This is a genomic window from Paenibacillus sp. FSL M7-0896, assembly GCF_037975415.1.
In the GTDB taxonomy this organism is placed as follows: domain Bacteria; phylum Bacillota; class Bacilli; order Paenibacillales; family Paenibacillaceae; genus Paenibacillus_AQ; species Paenibacillus_AQ silagei.
Genome location: NZ_CP150250.1, coordinates 5,944,345 through 5,967,277, shown reverse-complemented (window position 1 = coordinate 5,967,277; position 22,933 = coordinate 5,944,345). Strand labels below are relative to the sequence as shown.

Annotated in this window: 16 protein-coding genes; 13 read left to right on the top strand and 3 right to left on the bottom strand. The window is 53.3% G+C overall.

The genetic code is table 11. The features are described from left to right. The first annotated feature begins 23 nt into the window (after window positions 1-23). Both MKY12_RS25660 and MKY12_RS25655 read left to right on the top strand, forming a co-directional pair. On the top strand, window positions 24-1,580 hold the full coding sequence (locus MKY12_RS25660) for a helix-turn-helix domain-containing protein (RefSeq protein ID WP_036721943.1): 1,557 nt from the start codon (window positions 24-26) through the stop codon (window positions 1,578-1,580). A gap of 12 nt (window positions 1,581-1,592) precedes the next feature. Next, the gene (locus tag MKY12_RS25655; RefSeq protein ID WP_036722089.1) at window positions 1,593-3,347 is read left to right on the top strand and encodes a sensor histidine kinase; all 1,755 of its coding nucleotides are present in this window, start codon (window positions 1,593-1,595) and stop codon (window positions 3,345-3,347) included. Window positions 3,348-3,414: 67 nt separating this feature from the next. On the opposite strand, the gene MKY12_RS25650 is transcribed toward MKY12_RS25655, so the two are convergent. Beyond that, complete coding sequence (locus MKY12_RS25650; RefSeq protein WP_036721941.1) at window positions 3,415-5,118, bottom strand: CPBP family intramembrane glutamic endopeptidase; 1,704 nt, start codon at window positions 5,116-5,118, stop codon at window positions 3,415-3,417. Between the two features lie 250 nt (window positions 5,119-5,368). On the opposite strand from MKY12_RS25650, the gene MKY12_RS25645 reads away from it, so the two are divergent. The 3 genes from MKY12_RS25645 (at window position 5,369) to MKY12_RS25635 (ending at window position 9,923) form a co-directional block, all read left to right on the top strand. Then, window positions 5,369-6,730 carry a TrkH family potassium uptake protein gene (locus MKY12_RS25645; protein ID WP_235191735.1) on the top strand — a complete coding sequence of 454 codons (1,362 nt, stop codon included), beginning with the start codon at window positions 5,369-5,371 and terminating at the stop codon, window positions 6,728-6,730. A 12-nt stretch (window positions 6,731-6,742) separates the two neighbouring features. Continuing rightward, window positions 6,743-7,411 (top strand): TrkA family potassium uptake protein, encoded by a 669-nt coding sequence (locus MKY12_RS25640; RefSeq protein ID WP_036721939.1) that lies wholly within the window; start codon window positions 6,743-6,745, stop codon window positions 7,409-7,411. A 244-nt stretch (window positions 7,412-7,655) separates the two neighbouring features. Further along, on the top strand, window positions 7,656-9,923 hold the full coding sequence (locus tag MKY12_RS25635) for an AraC family transcriptional regulator (RefSeq protein WP_339250875.1): 2,268 nt from the start codon (window positions 7,656-7,658) through the stop codon (window positions 9,921-9,923). A gap of 823 nt (window positions 9,924-10,746) precedes the next feature. Here the strand turns inward: MKY12_RS25635 and MKY12_RS25630 are convergent. Next, window positions 10,747-12,069, bottom strand: a complete 1,323-nt coding sequence (locus tag MKY12_RS25630) for an IS4 family transposase (RefSeq protein WP_339249709.1) — start codon at window positions 12,067-12,069, stop codon at window positions 10,747-10,749. A gap of 672 nt (window positions 12,070-12,741) precedes the next feature. On the opposite strand from MKY12_RS25630, the gene MKY12_RS25625 reads away from it, so the two are divergent. The 3 genes from MKY12_RS25625 (at window position 12,742) to MKY12_RS25615 (ending at window position 16,330) form a co-directional block, all read left to right on the top strand. Next, window positions 12,742-13,701, top strand: coding sequence for an ABC transporter permease subunit (locus MKY12_RS25625; protein ID WP_209875949.1), 960 nt, complete (start codon window positions 12,742-12,744; stop codon window positions 13,699-13,701). Between the two features lie 14 nt (window positions 13,702-13,715). Next, window positions 13,716-14,615, top strand: a complete 900-nt coding sequence (locus MKY12_RS25620) for a carbohydrate ABC transporter permease (protein ID WP_051478153.1) — start codon at window positions 13,716-13,718, stop codon at window positions 14,613-14,615. Window positions 14,616-14,680: 65 nt separating this feature from the next. Then, on the top strand, window positions 14,681-16,330 hold the full coding sequence (locus MKY12_RS25615) for an ABC transporter substrate-binding protein (RefSeq protein WP_339311428.1): 1,650 nt from the start codon (window positions 14,681-14,683) through the stop codon (window positions 16,328-16,330). Between the two features lie 115 nt (window positions 16,331-16,445). Here MKY12_RS25615 and MKY12_RS25610 read toward each other — a convergent pair whose 3' ends face one another. Next, window positions 16,446-17,345 (bottom strand): LysR family transcriptional regulator, encoded by a 900-nt coding sequence (locus MKY12_RS25610; protein WP_339311427.1) that lies wholly within the window; start codon window positions 17,343-17,345, stop codon window positions 16,446-16,448. 417 nt (window positions 17,346-17,762) lie between these two features. Between MKY12_RS25610 and MKY12_RS25605 the strand changes: the two genes are divergently transcribed. From MKY12_RS25605 to MKY12_RS25585, 5 genes are all read left to right on the top strand, one after another. Then, window positions 17,763-18,428, top strand: a complete 666-nt coding sequence (locus MKY12_RS25605) for a succinate dehydrogenase cytochrome b558 subunit (RefSeq protein ID WP_036727089.1) — start codon at window positions 17,763-17,765, stop codon at window positions 18,426-18,428. 42 nt (window positions 18,429-18,470) lie between these two features. Next, window positions 18,471-20,213 (top strand): succinate dehydrogenase flavoprotein subunit, encoded by a 1,743-nt coding sequence (sdhA, locus tag MKY12_RS25600; protein WP_339250868.1) that lies wholly within the window; start codon window positions 18,471-18,473, stop codon window positions 20,211-20,213. 38 nt (window positions 20,214-20,251) lie between these two features. Continuing rightward, window positions 20,252-21,016, top strand: coding sequence for a succinate dehydrogenase iron-sulfur subunit (sdhB, locus tag MKY12_RS25595; protein WP_036727090.1), 765 nt, complete (start codon window positions 20,252-20,254; stop codon window positions 21,014-21,016). A gap of 275 nt (window positions 21,017-21,291) precedes the next feature. Then, window positions 21,292-22,125 carry a DUF3891 family protein gene (locus MKY12_RS25590; RefSeq protein ID WP_339250866.1) on the top strand — a complete coding sequence of 278 codons (834 nt, stop codon included), beginning with the start codon at window positions 21,292-21,294 and terminating at the stop codon, window positions 22,123-22,125. 100 nt (window positions 22,126-22,225) lie between these two features. Further along, window positions 22,226-22,912, top strand: coding sequence for an ion channel (locus tag MKY12_RS25585; RefSeq protein WP_339311426.1), 687 nt, complete (start codon window positions 22,226-22,228; stop codon window positions 22,910-22,912). The last annotated feature ends 21 nt before the right edge of the window (window positions 22,913-22,933 follow it).

The following is a 22,933-nucleotide window of genomic DNA, read 5'->3' as shown; positions in this document are numbered from 1 at the left end:
CGCATGAAGGAGTGCTGGTTGCGATGTACAGAGCTGTCTTGGTAGATGATGAGAATTATGACCTGGAGGGGCTGCGCTGCCTGATTCCCTGGAGTGAGCTTGGGATTGAAGTGGTCTGCAGTGAGAGCAACCCGCTTGCCGCTCTCCAATATATCGAGAATCATGAGATTGATCTGCTGATTACAGACATCCGGATGCCGGCGGTTTCCGGTATGGAGCTGTCCCGCCTGGCGCTGGAGCTGAACCCGGGGCTCAAAATCGTGTTCATCAGCGGCTACCAGGAATTTCATTATGCGAAGCAGGCACTCGACTTGAAGGCCCATGCCTACGTTCTTAAGCCGGTTGATGATGAGGAGCTGATCGGTGTACTGCGCACGGCTACCGCCGAGCTAGAGCTGGAACGGAGCAGGGGCCCGGAGGACGGCGGGATGATCGCTTCCTTCGATTTCATCAAAAATGATGTGCTGCAGCATCTGCTGGAGGGCAGCATTGACGGGGCTACGCTGGGCGCCTTCCTGGACCGGTATCCGCTCGATTTGGCCTTCTCCAGCGCTTCTGCGGTGCTGATTGAGGCCGATGATGTTCTGATGCGGGTGCAGGAGCAGCCGGAGGATGTCTATGCCGGTCTGGACCGGCTGTTTCAATACATCGGGACAGAGATTGACGCCGCCGCTGCCGGGAAATGGTGCCGGTTGAACCGTTCACAGCTCGGTTTCGTCTATACCGGGCAGCGCTTGACGCTGGAAGAGCAGCTTCAGCAGCTGGTGCAGAAGGTCCGTGAGCACACGGAGTATACGATCACTGTAAGTTATGGAGCAGAGGTGGGGTCTCCGGAAGGACTGGCCTCCTCCTTTTCCCAGGCGAAGGCTTATATGAACGGCAAAATGTTCATCGGCAAGAACAGGGTGATTCCGCCGGTGATGAGCAAGCCGGGTATGGTTCAGGAGATCAAGGAGCTGAGCGTTGTCCTGGAGGGGATGTTCGGGGCCATGGCGGCCTACAGGCTGGCTGATATTTGCGACTGCCTCGACGAGCTGTTCGAGATGGCGGCGCTGTTCGAGCATCCGGTGAAGGTCTATCATTTCTCTATTCATATCGTTACCCGGCTGGAGGCTTACCTGGGGACACTCAACGAGACCTACGAGAGTCTGCAGCAGATGGACGTTATTCATCATCTGGAGACCGTTGACGATATCAAACGCTGGCTCCGGTGTACCTTGTTTGAGATTTCCGAGCTTCTGTTCATGAAGAAGCAGCACAAGAACCGCCGGCTGATGGAGCGGATTGAAGCCTATATCCGGGAGAGGCTGACAGAGAATCTTACCTTGCGGGCGGTAGCTGCCCATTTTGCCTATTCGCCGAATCATCTCGGGGTCCTGTTCAAAGAGCACACGGGGGAGAGCTTCAATGAGTATCTTGTGCGGCTCCGCATGGAGAAGGCGATTCTCCTGCTCGATCAGCCTCAATACAAAATTTACGAGGTGGCTGATAAGGTTGGCTACAAGAACATTGCTTATTTCAGCAGGCAATTCCGGGAGTTTTTCAATATGACCGCAGCCGATTACAGAAAGCAGAGCTGATCCGGCATGCAGATGAAGCGTGCGAAATCCTTATACATTCCCATAAGCTACAAGCTGCTTATTTCTTATCTGCTGCTGGTGCTGACACCGATCATCGCGATCGGCAGCTATGCCTACCTGTCGTCTGTGCGTTCCACCGAGCAGCATACCAGAAGCAATCTGGAGGTGGCTGTCAGGCAAATGGCCAGCAACGTGGATTTCCGGCTAAAGGATATGGTCCGCAGCACCGATGAGCTGTATGCAGACCAGACCCTGGCGCGTTATCTGGCAGGCTATCATTCCGGCTGGGAGAGATACAGCATTATGTCGCAGTATATCCTCCCCAGGCTGAAGAATGCGGCGAATCTGCCGGACCCGGAGGTCGAGCTCTCCGTCTATGTAAGCAATCCTGATGTCGGGGAATTCTATTACAACGATAGTGCAGCAGAAGATGTCCGGAAGTACTCTTTGTTTCATATGGAACGCATTGAGGATGAAGCGTGGTACAGAAGGCTCGATCTGCATTACGGCTCCAGTGCATGGCGGCAGACGGGCAATGACAAGGCGGATGGCAGCATCTCCTACCTGCGGCCCCTGATCAACTACGATACCCTGCAGCTGAATGGTCTGATCAAAATGACGGCGAATATGAAATACATCTTCTCTGATGCAGTCTCGGGGCAGCTGGGCGAGGACAGCATCCTGTTCATCGTGGATAACGCAGACCGCCTGCTGTTCACAAGCTCCCCGAACGGGGTTATCCCTGAGCCGCTGGCTTCAGCCGCTTCAGGTTATATTAAGCAGCCCGGTTCTTATATGCAGATCAAACAGCCGGTTACCAATATGCCGGCCAGTGTAGTAGCCTGGATTCCATATGCTTCGCTGCAGAAGAATTCACAGCAGGTCCGCAATGTGACCATCGGCATCTGTCTGGTTACCCTGGTGCTGCTCTTTCTGATCAGTCTGGCGATGTCCCAGTATTTCTCGCGGAGCTTCCAGAAGCTGGTGTCTTCCCTGAAATCTTTTCAGGAAGGGGACTTCCACAAGCGGATGCCGGTCCGGGGCAATGATGAGTTTGCGGAGATCGGCAGTGCTTTTAACGAGATGGCTTCAACCATTCAGCGGTTAATCGATGAGGTCTATGTCGTCAGTCTGGAGAAAAAGGAGACCGAGCTGCAGGTGCTGCATTCCCAGATGAACCCGCATTTCCTGTATAACACCTTCTCTTCCATCAGCCGGATGGCCAAGCTCGGGGAGATTGATAAGCTGCATGAGGTCATCCGTTCACTGGCCCGGTTCTACCGGCTGACGCTGCACCGGGGGGAGATGATTATTCCCGTGGAGCAGGAGCTGCAGATCGCGGAATCGTATCTCGACATTCAGCGGATCAAGAATGCGGACCGGATTCATGTCGCCTATGCTGTAGCGCCGGAGGTGCTGGAGAGCGAGAGCGTGAAATTTATTCTGCAGCCGTTTGTGGAGAATGCGCTGGAGCATGCCTGGTATGACGATGAAATCTCCCTGGTTATCCGTGCTTACATGGAAGAGGGTGATGTGGTCTTTGAAGTGGAGGATAACGGGCTGGGGATGAAGGAGGAGCTGATCGGACAGATTCTTGAGCCTGCGGGCCAGGGGATCGGCTATGGCATCCGTAATGTGGACCAGCGGATCAAGCTGCAGTACGGCAGACCGTATGGCGTAGCTATTCACAGCTCTCTGGGCGAAGGAACGCTGATCCGGCTCCGCTTTCCTTACCGTCCGTATCATTCTGTGCCGGAAGAGTCATGACAGCTATAGCTATACAGCAGCAGCGGCTGCGCTTTCCCTGATCAGGAGGCGCAGCCGCTGCTGGTGTTTATGGAGTAGAGAAAGGTTCTACCGGCTTCGGCTCCCGTGGAGGATTGAAGCGGTATACCAGATAACCGACGATGAACGGCAGGATGATGGTCACGATGCCTGCCCCTACATTCACCTTATCCTGCATGAAGATTAGCGTAGCCCCCATCAGGATGCTGTCGAATACCACATGGCTGAACATCACCGCGATGAACCCGTACCGGATGAAAATATAACTGAACAGGAGGCCGATGACCGTCAGCTCAATCGGCCGTGAGATGACGGGATAGATCGGGTAGAGCGTATGTCCGAGTGCCCAGATCAGGGTCGTGATCAGTGAAGCGATGAGCGTATTCTTAACCAGCTTCTTCAGCATTCGGATCCCGAACAGACGGTAGACCGCCTCTTCCGAGAGCCCGGCCAGCCAGGCGACAATCGGCAGGAGCCAGGCATACTTCATGTTGTAAGGCGACTGGCTGGCATCTGTGGTGGACCAGTTATCCAGCGTATAGGACAGAATAATGAACATGACGGTCTGTACGCCAAGCAGAATGAAGGCCCAGATATAACCAGCCTGGATACTCTTCAGTACATAGTGGCCGTAGCCGGGCTCGGAGGCCCGGGGCCAAGGATTCAGCTTCTCCTCAGAGCGCCACAAGCCGTCCCCTCCAACCAGGGAGAAGTAGAGCAGAAGCGACATCAGCAGACTGTACAGAACGTAGATGATGAACATGACTACGGCTGTAACTCTGGCTTCAGCGCTGCCGCTGCCGGATTCGGATACCACATTGTAGCTGCTGACCATCATGATCAGGAAATGGACGGAGCTCAGGAAAATTCCGCGTTTCCAGGAAGTATGCTTCCTGCGCAGAATGCCGTAGATCATCGCCAGGATACCGAGCAGCAGTGTAGGCAGGCCGTAGCCGAACAAGGTGAGCTTCTTGGCAAGCGAGGTCTGCCCGTCCACATAAGTATCATGCCAGGCGGGAGCCGAGAATCCGGCACGGAAGTACGAGACCTCGCCGTTCAGATAATTGAATTGGTACTTAAGCGGTAATTCACCTATGGTGACGGAGTTGTCGGAATAGACAAGCCCGTATCCATCAAGGTTAGCCTCAATCTTCAGCTTGGCAGGATTGGCCCCCCAGAGCTTCAGCCAGGGAAGGGCGAGCCTCTCTTTTGCCTCCAGGCTCAGATCCGGTATGCTGCTTACAGGATTGGCAGTATCGTTACGTTTGGTTGCCGCCGTGGGCCGCTCCCCGTAATTCAGCCCGGACGCAGCGTCGGCATCGGCGCCAACAGCAAAAGCCACAGGCTCGCCGGTATACATATTGAGATCGACTGCCAGCCGGGCTGCCGCCTCTCCGGACGTATAGAGCACCGCATGGTACACATCGAACGGATAACGCTGGTCCAGCTTATTCTTGGAATAGTCCGGAAGCAGCTTCTCACGGGACATATAGCCGTAGAAGGAAGAGTCCGTCTTGTATAGGATCACCCATTCATCTCCGGCTGCGGCTTCATAGCCGAGCTGCCCAGCAGCGAATGCGGCGGCCTTCTCCCGGATTTCGCTTTTGCTGAGAATGGCTGTATCCCCGTCTGAACTGGAGAGGAGCTGTGGAGCGATCTGGAACATGACAAATAGAATGAGTCCTAGAATTCCGGCTAGGATAAGTTTGGTAGTAAGGGGCCGCTGATGCAGGGGCTGGCCGACGGGATTCATGGAACGCCTCCTTGAAATAAAATGCTCTCATCCATCCATTATAGTATTACATGCCGGGCAGGTACAAAGAAATGCCTTATTATCCTTTTACGTGAAGAAGTCCCGGCTTATGCTTAAAGGCTTGTTATTTTTGTCTTCTTATCAAAATGAGTCTTTGTGAAGTTAGGCAATAACGTATATAATTTTGTATGCTTATCTGATACTGACCGATTCGTAATTTCTAATATGGAACCCTGAAAGGATGAGAAGTTTGGCGTCACCGTCTTCCAAGATCACCGGCTTCCGATTCCTGAAGCTGGCTCCTCCGCAAATCCTGGTGCTGAGCTTTGCTGCGGTCATCCTCATCGGCACGCTGCTGCTTATGCTTCCGGTATCCAGCGTACCCGGTCAGCCGCTCCGCTTCATGGACGCGCTGTTCACAGCCACCTCTGCCGCCTGTGTGACCGGACTGGCTGTAGTGGATACCGGTACCCATCTTACGGCCTTCGGACAAGCGGTCATTCTGGTGCTGATCCAGATTGGCGGGCTCGGGTTCATGACGATGGCCACGCTGTTTGCGCTGGTGTTCAGGCGCAGAATATCACTGCGTGACCGGCTGATTCTTCAGGAAGCCATGAATCAGAGCTCGATGGAAGGGATTGTGCGGCTGATCCGCAAGGTGCTGCTCTATTCCCTGGTCATTGAAGCTGCGGGAGCGCTTCTCCTGTCCATCCGCTGGGCGGTGGATATGCCGTTTGGCCGCGCGGTCTACTACGGGGTGTTCCACGCGGTGTCGATGTTCAATAACGCCGGATTCGATCTGTTCGGCGGGCATGATCATAGCTTAATCAGCTATGTCGGAGACCCGGTCATTAACCTGGTCGTTATGTTCCTGATCATCTCCGGGGGAATCGGATTCATCGTAATCTCCGATCTGGCCGACTTCCGCCGCACCCGGCGGCTGTCGCTGCACAGCAAGGTGGTGCTGTCGATGACAGCCGGACTGATTGTGACCGGAATGGTGGTCATCTTCATCTTCGAGTTCACCAATTCGCGGACCCTGGGACCGCTGAATCTCGGGAGCAAGCTATGGGCCTCCCTGTTTCAATCGGTGGCACCGCGTACAGCAGGTGCCAACACACTGGATATCACGGGACTGCGTCAGGCCACTCAGTTCTTCATCGTGATCCTGATGTTCATCGGCGCTTCCCCGGGCTCTACCGGCGGCGGCATTAAGACCACAACCTTCACGCTGATGATCGGAGCTGTAATCTCCATGCTGCGCGGCCGCGAAGACATCGTGCTCTTCCGTTACCGGCTGGCTCAGGAGCGCGTGTTCAAGGCACTAACCATTACGCTGCTGGCGCTGCTGCTGATCGTTACGGTATCGATGATGCTCTCGACTACAGAGGGGCTGCCTTATCTGATGATTCTGTTCGAGACAATCTCAGCGTTTGCCAATGTCGGACTGAGTCTGGGACTGACCCCGGAGCTGACGCAGGTCGGCAAGATTCTGATCTGCCTGACCATGTTCGCCGGACGGCTGGGACTGCTGACGCTAGCGTATGCGCTCGGTCCGAGACAGGGTAAACCATTATATAAATATCCGGAAGGCAAAATGATAATTGGATAGGGGAATCAAGTCATGAAACCACAGCAGTTTGTTGTAATCGGCCTGGGCCGCTTCGGCTCAAGTCTGGCACTGGAGCTGATGTCCATGGGCTACGAGGTGCTTGGCATTGACCACCAGGAGGAGCGGGTGGAGGAGATGACCGGACGGCTGACGCATGCAGTCATGGCAGATGCTACGGATGAAGGGATTATGCGTTCACTCGGGGTGCGTAATTTCGACTGCGGCATTGTGGCGATCGGCGATAATATGGAGCGGAGTATTCTGGCCGCGATTCTGCTGAAGGAGCTGGGCGTCAAGCAGGTGGTCGGCAAAGCCATCTCCATTCTGCATGGCCGCGCGCTGTCGAAGCTGGGGGTAGACCGGGTGATTTTCCCGGAGAGGGATATGGGTATCCGTGTGGCTCATCAGCTGGTGACGCCGAATCTGCTCGATTATATCGAGATCTCCAAGGATTACAAGGTCGTTGAGCTGACGGTGCCCGCTTGCATGAACGGCAAAAGCCTCTCTGAGCTGAACACCCGCGCCAAATACGGCTGCAGCATCATTGCCCTGAACCGCGAGGATGGCATCATCGTTGCCCCGACTGCGCATGATCATGTGCATCAGGGAGACATCATGGTGGTGATCGGCTCCAACGACAGTATTGAGGAGTTTGAGGATGAAGCGGTGAATGCGGAGTAAGGATTTCAGCCAGGCAGCCTATCCCGATAAAAGAAAGCTAAAAACGCCCGGATGGCAATGCATCCAGGCGTTTTTGCTGTTTCGGCGTAAGCCTGCAGCCGCACATTAGAACGCCTGTACACCAGCCTGTAACATGCCGCGCGGGGGTTGAAAAATTTTCCTATACACATATGTAAAATGTATCCTGAAATGATAAAATAAAATATTGTAAGCGGTAACATAGAAATCCTTAGGGGGATACGTGATGAAAAAAACACCGATGATCCTGCAGCTGGCGTTGATTCTATTCTGCATTATGGCTATTCCTACAGCAGTCCTGACCTGGTACAGCGGGTCGCAGATTATACAGAACTCTGAAGCGGCTATCGGGGAATCCACGCTGGCCGGGCTTAATGCCAACCGCAGGCTGAACGAGAACGCGCTGGCTAATCTGGCCCAGGATACGTCGCGTCTGGCGGCGACGAATATTTTTGACCGTATCCGCAGCTTCGAGACCTACGATGAGATTAACGCCAACTATAACAATGTAAGTCTGGCGTTGTCTGTCACCAAGGAATTGCTGAACCTGAACCGCCGGGTGGACGGTGTGTACTCTTCATTCTTTGTCCTGGAGGATTCGGATTATGTCTTCTCTACCGACAGCAGCATCACGACGCTTGCCCGCTATGAGCCTATCGGATGGATTACTGAAGCGCTTAAGGGACGCAGGGGGATCAGCGGGGTATGGGTGCCCCGTAAGCTTGCGTCGGGCGAGAACGTGGTGTCTTATGTGTACCCGCTCAACCGCCTGTCCACCACCACCAGGGGAGTGATTGTCGTCAACATGAAGGAGAGCCAGATCGGCAAATATCTGCATGCTACCGAGGTGGGTGACAGCAACTACCTGCTGCTGGACGCTGCGGGTACGGTGATCTCCTTCAATGACCGGTCCATGCTGCTCTCCGACAGCCGTAAGCTGCCGTTCTTACAGGAGATTCTGAATCAGGAAGCCAGTGAAGGCTACACCTTCCGCAAGCTGGAGGGCAAACGGACGGTGTATGCCTGGAGCCGTTCCTCCTTGTCCGGGTGGTGGAATGTCAGCTGGAGCTCCATGGATGAGCTGATGACCAAATCCAGAGAGATGCAGGGGAATATTATTCTGCTGACAGGGGCGATCATTGTACTGGGGACGCTGCTGGCCATCTTCCTTGCCACCTGGTTATCCAGGCCCCTGAGGCAATTGGTGCAGACGATGCGCTCGAAGATTGATGTTGGCGTAGTGAACAAGAATGAGCTGGCCTTCCTGGATCTGGCCTTCAAAAGGATGCAGGAGGAGGAAGAGAGCCTGTTCCAGCTGCTGCAGGAGCGCGAACAGGATACCCGCAGTCTGGCCGTACACCGTCTGCTGCGCGGTGAGATTCCGCCGCGGATCACGGAGGTTTTTCCGCATGCCTGTTATAGAGTGGTGGTGGTCTCCATCGACCAATATAGAAGATACGTGGGCCATACCAATGGGGAGACGCGCAGTTATCACCGGTATTTGCTGAGTGCCAAGTATGAGAATGTTTTCCCTGAGGGGCTGGTGGCCCGCTGTGTCTACCATAATGAGGGCTGTACAGTGATTGTACTGAACTTTGCTCCGGAGGAGGGGGAGGCGCATAGTACTCTGATTCATCAGGCGCTAGAGGAGATCCGCGATCAGTCTCTTGAGCTGCTGGAGCATTCGGTCACGATTGGGGTGAGTGAGCGGACGGATGCTCCGGAGAGGGTGGCGCTGCGGCTGTTCGAAGCGATGGAGGTGATTAAGCGCAGGATGATCAAGGGGGCCGGAAGCATCATGTACTGGCATGACGGGGAGGATAACAGCCGCAAGTATGTTGACTCTGAGAGCAGCGAGCGGCGAATTCTGAATTTCCTGGATGCCGGCGACCTGGTGGGAATCTTCAAGGAGCTGCAGAGCATCCGCAGCCAGATCTCCGCAGAGGATAATATCTCCTACGATAATATTATGTTCATCTATCATCAGCTGATGGGCGCGACGATCAAGCATCTCCGGGAGAACCACCTCGGAACCGGAAGGATGATTATGGGCCGGGGCAACGTGTATTCGATTCTCGCCGCGATGGATACGCTGGATGAGCTGGAGGAGTACCTGTATGATTTCTACTGTGAGATTGTACAGAGCCTGGATCGGAGCACCCATGAGACCAATTATGCGCAGCGGATCATGGAGTACCTGAAGCAGCACTACCGCGAAGAGATTGTCTTCGAGGACATGGCCAAGCAGATTGGCATCAGCTACTCCTACATGCGTAAGCTTGTCTATGAGCAGACCGGCAGCAGCATGATTGATTTCGTCAATCAGCTAAGGATCGAGCAGGCGAAGGAGCTGCTGCTGGATTCGGGGCTGACAATCAAGCAGATTGCCGCAGAGGTTGGTTATGCCAATGTGCAGAGCTTCAACCGCTTTTTCCGCAAGTATGAAGGCATGCCGCCAAGCGGCTACAAGTCAGCGAAGAGCAAGAGTTCCTAGAAGCTCACAGATGGCCATAGAAACCTATAGAAACCTATAAAAGCCCATAGAAACCCGTAGAAACCATTAGAAACCCATCCCCGGCGGACCGGTAACTCGTTTCAAGGATCTTGGTTTTTCGGCTTGTCGGTGGAAAGTGGGCAGGCGGTGGAAATGAGAGGGATAAATCCCTCTAATGGTGCTGAAAGTGGGTGGATGTGAATCCCGGGAAAGTTGGCTAAACGAGCGAATGAGGAGCACAAGTGCCCCTGAATCCCGGGAAAGTTGGCTAAACGAGTAAATGAAGAGCACAAGTGCCCTTGAATCCCGGGAAAGTTGGCTAAACGAGTAAATGAAGAGCACAAGTGCCCTTGAATCCCGGGAAAGTTGGCTAAACGAGTAAATGAAGAGCAGAAGTGCCCCTGAATTCCAGGAAAGTTGGCTGAACGAGTAAATGAAGAGCACAAGTGCCCCTGAATCCCGGAAAAGTTGGCTAAACGAGTAAATGAAGAGCACAAGTGCCCCTGAATCCCGGGAAAGTTGGCTAAACGAGTAAATGAAGAGCACAAGTGCCCCTGAATTCCAGGAAAGTTGGTTAAACGAGTAAATGAAGAGCACAAGTGCCCCTGAATCCCGGGAAAGTTGGCTAAACGAGTAAATGAAGAGCACAAGTGCCAATGTCATTAAGATAAGTTCAAAGATAAGTTTGGAATTAATAAAGAGAATCCAAAACGGTATGGGGAAACGTCCTATGCCGTTTGTTTTTGGTGTAAGGAAGGAAAAAAGCGCATAGCAAACAAAGCGGATGGAAGATCCACTTAAAAAAATGTTCATGCGAACCGAATTATGCTACTCTGTAGACGAAGCTAATGGCGGATTTGCTACGTATTCTGCGTGTATTCCTTTGCCCAGGACGGGTGAGACGAATCGGCAAAATATTTTTGCGAATCAAAGCTTCCACATCAGGCGGGGGTCCATCACCCTTGGAGCGCAGGAAATGTCTACAGACGTGAACGGCTACCGTGAAGTTGACTTGGTAGAGGTGCCGTTTATCCTTTTGGGAAATGACTACGTGCGAGGTAATCATTTCAGCGAAGTTGTAGAGGATCATTCTTGCGAATATCTCTTGGGTAATGGACTCTTGCTTTTTTGCGTGAAAATGGGTCAAACCAATGGTGTATTTCAAAGCCCGGAAAGAGGTCTCAATGCCCCATCGCAGATGATACAGATCCCGGAGTTCATCCGGTGAGAATTCAGCAGTAGACAGATTGGTAATGACGGTTTCATAATCGCCACTGGGCAGGAGGAAACGAACCACCCGAAAGGAAATGGGGTAAAACAAGTTCTCTTGCATGTCCAGAAAATCAAAGCTAGAGGTAGCCGGAAGAACTTTATAGATTTCGGGGCGATTCCTGAACTCTTTTGTTTGTTTTTTAGTCAGCGTCAGGTGAATCTCCTGATCAAACGCTCCGTCCAAGGTCAAGTGCAAACCCGAAAGAATACCATTCGAATGCAAATCCTTGACGCGTATGACGTAATTCCATCCTTTCCGTTCCAGATGTGCGAACGTATTATAGCTTTCAAATCCTCGATCCCCCGTCACAAGGACGTTACCCTGAATGGGGGAGCGATCCACCATTGTGGCCAGTGCCCTTCCTTCGTTGCGGAACTTTCGAGGTTGAACAATGGCATCCACATAAAGCCGGTTACAGAGGTCATAGGCTGCGTTCAAGTGCAGAAGGTTAAAGCCTTTCGAATGTGGCTGACTTTGAGAATAGGTCAACGGGTCCGCAGGATCTGTTGCAATATGCAGATCGGAACCGTCAATGGCCAATAATCGATAGCCTCGATAATCCTTGAATTCTGTATGGGACGCGGTAAAGGTGTGAAACAAAGATTCGACCGCAGACGGCAAAATTTTATTTCTTTGCTGAACAAAAGCAGAAGAAGTTGCGGTGTTAACGTCATAGCCCTGCGATTCCAACAGTTCCTTATAGAGGCTGTTGCCGCCCATAAAGATCAGGGTTTGCATAACCGTTTCAAACGGTAGTTTTTTCGTTCGGGTAAAATCCTTTCCCGGGTTTCTGACGTAAGGCGCGGGGGCAGCCGCCATCTCACGGATGAGAGATGTCAGTCTGTCTTTCAGCGAATTTGCATAAGCATTCATTGGCGTAACCTCCTCGTTTTTTCAAGGGGCTTCGCCACACGTTTTCTACGGATTGTCAAGATTTTTTTTGTGCAAAAAAAGAGCAGGCTATCTTTTCGATAACCTGCCTTTTTTTCTTGTTTTGGCTCTATATCTTAACTTAATGACATTGGCACAAGTGCCCCTGAATTCCAGAAAAGTTGGCTAAACGAGTAATTCAGGAGCACAAGTGCCCCTGAGTTCGTGGAAAGTAGGAGTGTTCAAATCTATATTAGTCAAAAGCGTGCGGGGCGAGCAACAGTAGCTCCCTAATCATTCCTGATAGCTCTCATAGCTCCCGAATCGCTCCCTGTTAGCTATCATTGCTCCTTGATCGCTCCCTCATCACTCCCTCATCGCCCCAATCACTCCAATCTCCCCTGGCCCCATCCCTCGCCATGCCTTTCTATCCGACTTGTACCTGCTCCCCTCCAAATTGAAAGCGCTTTATTAATTTTGGGAATGCCTATCAGTTTTGATTATTCTCCTGCGGCTGAGGCCAGGAGTGCCGGGCGGCAATCAATTGGCAATCAATTGTGATAGGTGATCATCAATACTCATGATATTCAAGACCCGGCAAAGGCGGTAGCATAGGAGCCAGGCCGGAGAATAATAGCCGGAAGCCGGCAAGAGAATTCAAGGCAGGAGGTGAATATGTTGAAAGCTGCAAGCGCTTCACAAACGAATCACAGTCCTTTATTAAGAAGGAAACAGGGATTCAGCTATTATTTACAGCGGGATTGGCAGCTCTATCTGCTGGTGATGCTTCCGCTGGCTTTTGTCATCGTATTCAAATATTTGCCCATGACCGGACTTGTAATCGCCTTCAAGGACTATAAGATCGCCAGAGGCTTCTGGGGCAGTGAATGGGCCGGACTGCAGGTCTTCCAGGACCTGTTCGCCAAGCCTGACTTCATCCGGGCCGTCCGCAACACCCTGCTGCTGAACGTGCTTGACCTGTGCTTCAGCTTCACGATGCCGATTGTGCTGGCTCTGCTGCTGAACGAGATCAAGAGTGTACGGTTCAAAAGAATCAATCAGACGGTGCTCTATTTGCCCCACTTCCTGTCCTGGGTCATTATCGGAGCCATCGCCTATCAGCTCCTTAGTGAAGGGGGCGGCGTTGTCAATAACCTCATAGAGCTGATGGGAGGCACCCGGATTCCGTTCCTGCAGCAGGATACGAATTGGCTCATTAGCTATCTCGTGATCGGGGTCTGGCAGAGCATGGGCTGGGGCACGATTATCTATCTGGCGGCGATGAGCGGGATCAACCCTGAGATGTATGAAGCGGCTACGGTGGACGGGGCAGGCCGCTGGAGAAAGGTATGGAATATCACCCTTCCATCGATCCGGGCAACGATTGTGACGCTCTTGATTATGGCGCTGGGCAAAGTAATGGACGGCTCCTTCGAGCGTATCTATGCGCTGCAGAATAAGGCCACCACGGAGTTCACCACCACCATACCGGTCCTGGTGTACCGCTGGGGGATTGAGAGCGGTAATTTCAGCCGGGCGACCGCCATCGGATTATTCCAGTCCGTCATCGGGATTATTCTGGTCATTTCCGCGGACCGCGTAGCCAAGAAGCTTGGCGAGGATGGGATTTTGTAGAAAGGAGAGGAACCATGAAAGCCATAGCCGGAGGCACTGCCGCACCCCATAAAGCACGTATCGATATCTGGGAAACGCTGATCCGCCTCGTCATTATTATCATCTCATTGATCTGCCTGCTGCCGTTCATTCATGTCGTATCGAAATCGCTGAGCTCTGACTCCTTCGTCATTGCCAACAAGGTCTTTCTGTGGCCGCAGGGTTTCACCATTGAAGCGTATAACAAAATCTTCGCGGATGCCAGTATCCTCCGTTCGCTGTACATCTCGGTCATCGTGACTGTGCTGTTCACCATTCTGGGCATGATCCTGACCATCTGCGCCGCCTATCCGCTGTCCAGAACCCAGTTCAAGGGGCGCAGGGTGATCACCTTTATCTTCCTATTCACCATGTACTTCAGCGGGGGCATTATCCCCGACTATATGAACATCAACAATCTGGGGCTGATGGATACCATCTGGTCGCTGGTACTGCCCCTCTCCTTCAGTGCCTTCAATCTGCTGATTATGAAAACCTCGCTGACCAGCGGCATTCCCGTCAGTCTGGAGGAATCTGCGCGGATCGACGGTGCCGGGCATTTCCGGATTCTGTTCAGCATTGTGCTGCCGTTATCCAAGCCGATTATGGCGACACTCGCTCTCTTCTATGCAGTGGGACGCTGGAATGCTTATCAGGACGCATTGTTCTATATCAAGCATGAGACCTCGCTCCGGCCGCTTCAGCTCAAGCTGTATTATCTGGTCATTCAGGCAAGTGAAAGCTTCCAGCTGGAGGCCAGCCAGGTGCAGCTCAGCAATCCCGAAGTCCTGAAGGCGTCAGTCGTTGTATTCGCTACCTTGCCTATCCTCTGTGTGTATCCGTTCGTCCAGAAATACTTCGTTCAAGGTGTTATGCTCGGAGCCGTCAAGGAGTAATCCTGCGTCCCTGGTATATAGTCATTCTTTGGAATTACGAAAATTCAAAAAATGGGGGAATTGCGATGAGTAAAAGAAGCGTGTATTCGTTAATGATGGCATCCGTCATGACGGCCGGCCTGCTGGCCGGGTGCTCCGGGGGAAATAACACCAAGGATACAGCCGAATCCAGCAGTAAGCCGGCCGAGACTGCCGCTGCTACGAACCAGACCGAAGGGGCCTATCCTGATTATTCCAAGGGCTTCGAGAAAAAAGTCTCACTCGACATTCCGGTCTATGAGCGTGCCTATGAAGGCTGGAACGTGTCCGATAACTACTATACCCGCTGGGTGCAGGCGGAGTTCGGCGACAAATATAATATAGAGGTTAACTATGTGCCGATCACCCGCTCCAAAGAAGTAACGGATTTCGAGCAGCTCCTGGCTTCGCACAAGGCTCCGGATATTATTTTCCACTATGATATGCCGCAAGCGCTTACTTATTATGGCGAGGATGTGATGCAGCCGCTCGACTATGCAGAGATCCAGAATTATGCGCCGACCTACTGGAAGAACATGGGTGAGACGATTGAACAGTATGGTACCGTGGACGATCAGAAGACCTTCTTCTTCGCTGCCCGCCCTGAAGCCGACAACTTCGTCAACATTATCCGCAAGGACTGGGTGGAAAAGGTAGGCATGAAGGTTGAGGATCTGACCTCGCTCGAGAAGTATAACGAGATGCTGGCCAAATGGAAGGAAGCCGGACTCGGCGTAAGCGGCGGCAATCTGCTGCAGAACTTCTTCAACTTCAACTATCCGTTCCGCAAATGGCCGGTGGATGCGAAATATCGTGCGCTGTATTCCGATCTCAGTGTGGCCGATCTGACTACGGAGGAGACTGAGGCTTACCTGCGGAACCTCAATTATCAGTATAACAATGGCCTGATTGATAAGGAATTCTATCTGCGCAACGATGAACCGAAGATTAAGGCTGAATTCGTGGCAGGCAAAACCGGCAACTTCGGTTTCTATCTGGCGAACAACACTGATGTTTTTGCGGCTACGCTGCAGAATAACCCGGATGCCGAATTTGCTGTGGTGCCTCCGTATGCGGGAGTTCCGGAAGGCAACAAGCCTCAGGGACGCGCTTACTGGCCGTTCGGCTTCATTATGGGAATTAACTATGAATCCACGCCGGAAGAACGCGCAGCCGTGTGGATGTATCTGGAATGGCTCAGCCAGCCGGAGAATCTGTTCAAGTTCCAGAACGGGATCGAAGGGGAGAACTATACGCTTGACGCAGACGGCATTGCGCTGAAGAACCCGGATTATAAGGGCGAAGCGGTGCTGGCACAGAACAATAACAAGGACTATTGGGGTCTGGTGACAGAAATTGCCCAGTACCCGGATGAAGCCAAGACCCGCAAGGCCAACCTGCGCAACTGGGCACCGGTCGGTTATGAGCCGCTGGCGGATGATCTGGTGAAGTATTATGACGAGGTTGCCGAATTCCGTACACCGGATGCCCTGTTCAATGTGGTGCTGGAGAAGGTGAACGAATACAAGGCGGATCTGAATACGCTGTTCCAGGAGCTGTACGTGAAGGTGGTGCTCGCTCCGGAGGCTGAATTCGATGCTACGTATGAAGCCGCCAAGAAGACGTATCTGGAGGCAGGCTACCAGGAGATTCTCGATGAGAAGCAGGCGGCAATTGATGCAGGCAAGTTCCGTTAATCTTGTGTAAGTCTGGCTTAGTATAGCAAAAAAAATTACCCGGCAGTATCCTCACCCGGCAGGCCGATCCGTAGCATTACGGAGGCTTGCCGGGTGATTGCTGTGTTCCCCGCCGCTACTCGCGGCTGTTCAGAAAGACATCCTCCGTCACCTGCACCAGGCAGCGCGCTGCCGTGCTGAGTCCGCCGCTGCTCTGGTAGATGAGGCAAGTGGTCCGCTGCGTCTGCTCCAGCTCCTTGATGTGCAGGGAGACCAGCCCCCCGCCGTTCAGCAGCTCCGGCCGCAGATACGAATTCGGCAGCAGGGCCGCAGCTTTGATGGTGGGCAGCAGACGGACGATAGCCTCGAAGGAATCGATCTCCATCCGTACATCGGGATCAACCCCGCAGCGCTGGAACAGATCATCTGTCGTCCGGCGGTACCAGGTTCCCTTGGAGAAAAGGATCATCGGCAGCCGGGAGAGATGATCCATGGTGAGCCGCGGCGTCAGGGTCAGCGGATGCTGCTCGGAGACGACCAGCCGGAGCTGGTCCTCGAAAAGCGGAATGCAGCGCAGCCCCGGCTCCTGGACCTGGGAGGCGATGATGGCCACATCGCATTTGCCTTCACTGACAGCGGTAACCATCTCATGGGTCTTCCCGGTGATAAGCTTGAGCTCGGCTGCCGGATATTTCTCTGTGTACGCTTTTACCAGGGGAGGCAGGGTTGTCTGCAGCGTGGTCAGGCTGGCCCCCAGCGTCACGAGCTGCGGCTCGCCCTCCTTGAACTTCGATAACGCTTCCAGGAACTTGGAACGCTGCTGCCGCTGCTCCAGCGCATAGGTGTAGGTAAGGCGGCCTACCTCTGTAAGCTCCAGCCGCTTGCCGAAGCGGTTGAACAGGGCGACGCCGAGCCGCTCCTCCAGCTTGGAGATTTTGCGGGAGAGGGCCGGCTGGGACAGGTTGAGCTGGCGCGAGGCCCGGTTCAGGCTGGAATGCTCCACCACCGCAGCAAAAGCATCTAAATCATCATACATTTCATAGTGCTCCTCTCTCTCCCAAATTCCCATTCAACTGTGATAAAAAGTATAGCAGATGAGCAGGGGTGCCCCTGATGCGCAGGAAGACAAGTCTGGATTGTATGTTATTAATGAAGCTAAATGAGAATTATTATCATATTAAAAATATTCTTATGCAATTATAGTATAACGATTAATAATTAGATTGCAATTCCCTTATAAGCGAAAAAAGAGTAACATGAAAAGTGACACAGGATATTCACATATTGTGAATTATTCAGCAAAGTCCGGGAAAACAATGGATAGTGGTGCAAACAGACTATTAGCCGGTAAATCAAGCCTGCCGCTGCCCTGTTTCAACTGTACTCCCGGCGGTGTATGCTCTTTAAAAAGACTTGTGAAAACGCTGTTTTATATGGAAAGGGGACACTTTGCATGAGAGGATTTTATTCCAGAAAGATTCATTCCTTGCTCGGCGTTATCCCGCTCGGGGCATTCTTCCTTGAGCACATGCTGACGAACTTCGCAGCAGTAGAGGGTGGCGCTTCTGGCTTCACAGACAGTGTGCTGTGGCTGAACAGCCTGCCGCTTGTCTTCTTCCTGGAATTGTTCGGCATCTGGCTGCCGCTGCTGTACCATGGAGTCTACGGCCTGTACATCGCGTACCAGTCGAAGCCGAACCTGAACCGCTACAATCTTGAGCGCAACTGGCGTTATACGCTGCAGCGGATTACCGGAGTCGTCACCTTCATCTTCATTGTCTGGCATCTGTGGGACACCCGCGTCCAGGTAGCGCTCGGCAAGGTGGAGCATGATCAGCTTGGCGGAGTGATGCATAACATTGTGACCCAGCCGCTGCTGATGACTCTCTATATTGTCGGAATCGTGGCTGCCTGCTTCCACTTCTCCAACGGTCTATGGTCGTTCCTGATCAGCTGGGGAATCACGGTGGGGCCGCGTTCACAGAGAGTATCGTCCGTACTTTGCCTAGGTATTTTCGTTATCGTTACTTTCATGTTCGTCCTGTCGCTGGTTACCTTCCGTAACGATGAATTCCAAACTGCCGCTACGGCGATGCAGTCAGTGCGCAGTTTTATTTAGTAATAGAAGAGAGAACTATTAACTTGTAGGAGGGGAACAATCATGGCATCAGCCGATATCATCATCGTGGGCGGCGGTCTGGCCGGCCTGATGGCTACCATTAAGGCCGCTGAATCCGGCGCGCATGTACATCTATTCTCACTGGTCCCTGTCAAAAGATCACATTCCGTCTGCGCGCAAGGCGGCATCAATGGCGCCGTGAATACCAAGGGCGAGGGCGACTCGCCCTGGGAGCATTTTGACGATACCGTCTACGGCGGCGACTTCCTGGCCAACCAGCCTCCGGTGAAGGCCATGTGCGAAGCGGCACCGGGCATTATTCACCTGATGGACCGGATGGGCGTAATGTTCAACCGTACCCCAGAGGGGCTGCTCGACTTCCGCCGGTTCGGCGGAACGAAGCGCCACCGCACAGCCTTTGCCGGGGCGACTACCGGCCAGCAGCTGCTCTATGCACTGGATGAGCAGGTGCGCCGCTGGGAAGCGGAAGGCCTGGTGACCAAGAGCGAGAACTGGGAATTCCTCTCGGTGATTCTGGATGATGAGCGGGTCTGCCGCGGCATCAGCGCCCAGAATCTGAAGACGATGGAGATTCAGACCTTCCCGGCGGACGCGGTCATTCTGGCCAGCGGCGGTCCGGGGATTATTTTCGGCAAAACCACGAATTCGGTCATCAACACAGGAACCGCCGCAAGCGCCGTGTATCAACAGGGTGTGCATTATGCGAACGGGGAATTCATTCAGATTCACCCGACGGCGATTCCCGGCGATGACAAGCTGCGGCTGATGTCGGAATCGGCGCGCGGTGAAGGCGGACGGATCTGGACCTATAAGGACGGTAAGCCGTGGTACTTCCTTGAAGAGAAATATCCTTCGTACGGTAACCTGGTGCCGCGCGATATTGCTACCCGTGAGATTTTCAATGTGTGTGTGGATCAGGGGCTGGGCATTAACGGCGAGAACATGGTCTACCTGGATCTGTCGCATAAGGACCCGAAGGAGCTTGACGTCAAGCTGGGCGGCATTATTGAGATCTACGAGAAGTTCATGGGGGATGATCCCCGCAAGATTCCGATGAAAATCTTCCCGGCTGTGCATTATTCGATGGGCGGCATGTGGGTCGACTATAATCAAATGACGAATATTCCCGGCTTGTTCGCGGCAGGGGAATGTGAATATCAATACCACGGGGCCAACCGTCTGGGCGCGAATTCCCTGGTCTCTGCCATTTATGGCGGGATGGTCTCCGGTCCGAAGGCTGTGGAATACATCAAGGGACTGAAGAAATCGGTGCAGGATATCTCCTCGACGGTGTTCGATAGCTTCCACAAGACGCAGACCGATAAATATGAGTCTCTCCTGGGGATGACTGGTACAGAGAATGCTTACGTGATCCATAAGGAGCTTGGCGAATGGATGACGGCGAACATGACCGTGGTGCGTGAGAACAAGAAGCTGGAAGCGACCATCGGCAAAATCAAAGAACTGAAGGAACGCTACAAGAATATCAATATGAGCGACACTTCGCGCTGGAGCAACCAGGGCGTGGCCTTCACCCGCCAGCTGTGGAACATGCTGGAGCTGTCGGAGGCGATGACGCTTGGAGCCCTCCTGCGCAATGAGAGCCGGGGCGCACATTACAAGCCGGAATTCCCGACGCGCAATGATGAGGAATTCCTCAAGACCACCAAAGCCGCCTGGACAGCAGACGGTCCGCATATCTCCTACGAGGAAGTCGATGTATCGCTGATTCCTCCGCGCGTACGGGATTACTCGAAGGACTGACAGGTTAGACTAACCAAACTTTCTAGGAGGTAACTGACATGGCGGAAACAGCAGCAGCTCCCAAAAATGTGAAATTTATTATTACCCGCCAGGATGAACCGGAGACCAGCCCCTATACGGAGGAGTTCGAGCTTGCCTACCGCCCGGGGATGAACGTGATCAGCGCGCTGATGGAGATTCAGCGTAATCCGGTGAACGCGAAAGGCGATAATACAGTTCCTGTATGCTGGGAATCCAACTGTCTGGAGGAGGTCTGCGGCGCCTGCTCCATGGTCATCAACGGCAAACCCCGTCAGGCCTGCGCAGCGCTCATCGACAATCTGGAGCAGCCGGTGCGCATTGAGCCGATGAAGACCTTCCCGGTCGTCCGCGACCTGGTGATTGACCGCAGCCGGATGTTCAATGCCCTGAAGCGGGTCAAGGCCTGGATTCCGATTGACGGTACGTATGATCTCGGTCCGGGACCTCGTATGCCGGAGAAGAAACGCCAGTGGGCGTATGAGCTGTCTAAATGCATGACTTGCGGCGTCTGTCTGGAGGCTTGCCCGAATGTCAATGAGAAGACTGACTTCATCGGGCCGGCAGCCATCTCCCAGGTGCGCCTGTTCAACGCTCACCCTACAGGAGAGATGAATGCTGAAGAGCGCCTGGATGCGCTCATGGATGACGGCGGTATCGACGGCTGCGGTAACTCGCAGAACTGTGTGCGGGCCTGCCCGAAGGGCATTCCGCTGACGACCTCCATTGCCGAGATCAACAAGCAGACAACGAAGCATATGTTCAAGCGCTGGCTGGGTGTCTGACAGCATCTTAGACCATTTCTCTATAGTCAGAATTGTAGCAGGCCATTCAGGTGTCAATCCTGGGTGGCCTGTTTGGCTGCGTCTGGCATAGTAACAGGTAAGGATGTTTCTGGCCGGCTGAAAAAAGGGTACATGTGTAGACAGCCTGTAATGAAGAGCCTGAAGTTGCATAGAATAGCCATACGTCCGCAGGTTCCGATAAATATAGGTGAATATGTTATAATCTACATAGCTGAAGATAACCGTCTGACAGCGGATAACGGGGAGGAATGACTGTGATTTGCCGTGAACAGGATGGAACGCTTGTAATGACGAAGCAGCATGAGCACGGGCTGCTGGCTGGAGAATTTGCTAAGTGGTTCAAGGAAGAGCATACGCCCGCGGAAGGCCGCCGGGCTGAGGTACTGTGGGCAGTAAGTAACCATGACCGGGGCTGGATTGATCTGGATGAGACACCGTTCTGGAATGATGCGGAGGGGCTGCCTTACAGCTTCCTCGATTTCCCGGTTGTGCCGAAGCTGACCTTTTATAGACGGGGAATCGATGAGGTGGAAGCGGAGACGCCATACGGGGCGCTGCTGTGCAGCTCGCATTTTGAACGGCTGATTGAGGTGTCGGGTGAGGAATGCCCGGAGCTGACGCAATATCTGGAGGATGAAGCGGACCGACGTGCCCGTATCCACCGGGCGCTGGAGCAGAGCAAGCCGCTTGAAGAAGGCGAGCTGTATTATGACGCCAGACTGCTGCAATTCTGCGATGATCTGTCGCTGTTCCTGGCGCTTAGTAGGCCGGGCAGCGCCGAATCGGAGAAGCACCCCTGGTTCGCAGACGGCTTCTCCGGCAGTGAGGAGTTCAGCTTCACCTCCGGCCGTGCCATTGAGGCGGAGTGGCAGGACAGTGCTACGCTGACCCTGACTCCGTTCCCGTTCACACAGGAGGTTGAAGTGAGCTTCAAGCAGCGGCGGGTCACCCGTGCGGACATTAAGGATAAGGGAATTGCCCGCGCCTACCGCGAGGCTCCTGAGGAAGAATGCCGGATCAGAGTCATAAGCGGACCGGAGGAAGATTCGCGGGTGAAGTCCGGAGCCGGTCAGCGCACTAAGGGGTAGTGTAAGTCCGGGGCAAGCCGCTGCTCTGCGAGTATCGGCAGGACCGGATAAGGACCTTCCCGGCGGGAAGCCGGGAGCATAGAACAGGAGCGTAAAAGCCATGGCATGGTGGATCTGGGCTTTTAATATCATTGTCATTGTATTCCTGGTAGTGAGGTTTGCCCGGTTGAAGCTGAACTGGATGGGCAGAGGCGTGTTGCTCGCTCCTATTCTGATCTATGCGCTGATCTCGGTGGAGGATCTGCTGAACCTGATCGATCTGGGGATGATTGTGCCCGGCAACCGGGGACTGCGCGGACTGATTCTGTTTTTTGTCCTGGCTTCAGTCCTGTTTTATATTCTGTTTATTTTCCATGAAATCAGGGATTCCAACAGTAAGGAAGTCAGAATGCAGCAGACGCTGGTCCGGATCAGCATCGCTGCGTTCACCTGCATTCTTTTTTTTACAGTCGTATATACATCGATATATAAGCTGTTTGGACAGTCCTCGTTCCAGGGAGAAGGCTTGGGCCAGGATCTGCTTAGCCAGTTGATTACGTTCCTCTATTTCAGCGTGGCTACTTTTACGACCGTCGGTTACGGAGATATAGCTCCCATAGACAATACCTCAAGGCTGGTTGTAGTTATGCAGATCTGCTTCAGCTTCATTACGGTCGCCTATGCCCTGTCCATGCTGGGCTTATTCCGCAAGATTCTTGGGGTAAATACCACAGAGGAAGAGATTGAGGCGGCCATTGAAGTAGATATTGATGACAAAGTGGATGAAGCTGTAGCCGATCGGCAATAACCCGATTAGAATTCAAGACAG

Bases quoted from the DNA above. Each gene is read 5' to 3' on its own strand.
- MKY12_RS25640 (WP_036721939.1), top strand. From the start codon at position 6,743: ATGAAACCACAGCAGTTTGTTGTAATCGGCCTGGGCCGCTTCGGCTCA.
- sdhA (WP_339250868.1), top strand. From the start codon at position 18,471: ATGGCATCAGCCGATATCATCATCGTGGGCGGCGGTCTGGCCGGCCTG.
- MKY12_RS25620 (WP_051478153.1), top strand. From the start codon at position 13,716: ATGAAAGCCATAGCCGGAGGCACTGCCGCACCCCATAAAGCACGTATC.
- MKY12_RS25605 (WP_036727089.1), top strand. From the start codon at position 17,763: ATGAGAGGATTTTATTCCAGAAAGATTCATTCCTTGCTCGGCGTTATC.
- MKY12_RS25660 (WP_036721943.1), top strand. From the start codon at position 24: ATGTACAGAGCTGTCTTGGTAGATGATGAGAATTATGACCTGGAGGGG.
- MKY12_RS25655 (WP_036722089.1), top strand. From the start codon at position 1,593: ATGAAGCGTGCGAAATCCTTATACATTCCCATAAGCTACAAGCTGCTT.
- MKY12_RS25615 (WP_339311428.1), top strand. From the start codon at position 14,681: ATGAGTAAAAGAAGCGTGTATTCGTTAATGATGGCATCCGTCATGACG.
- MKY12_RS25610 (WP_339311427.1), bottom strand. From the start codon at position 17,345: ATGTATGATGATTTAGATGCTTTTGCTGCGGTGGTGGAGCATTCCAGC.
- sdhB (WP_036727090.1), top strand. From the start codon at position 20,252: ATGGCGGAAACAGCAGCAGCTCCCAAAAATGTGAAATTTATTATTACC.
- MKY12_RS25585 (WP_339311426.1), top strand. From the start codon at position 22,226: ATGGCATGGTGGATCTGGGCTTTTAATATCATTGTCATTGTATTCCTG.
- MKY12_RS25630 (WP_339249709.1), bottom strand. From the start codon at position 12,069: ATGAATGCTTATGCAAATTCGCTGAAAGACAGACTGACATCTCTCATC.
- MKY12_RS25650 (WP_036721941.1), bottom strand. From the start codon at position 5,118: ATGAATCCCGTCGGCCAGCCCCTGCATCAGCGGCCCCTTACTACCAAA.
- MKY12_RS25635 (WP_339250875.1), top strand. From the start codon at position 7,656: ATGAAAAAAACACCGATGATCCTGCAGCTGGCGTTGATTCTATTCTGC.
- MKY12_RS25625 (WP_209875949.1), top strand. From the start codon at position 12,742: ATGTTGAAAGCTGCAAGCGCTTCACAAACGAATCACAGTCCTTTATTA.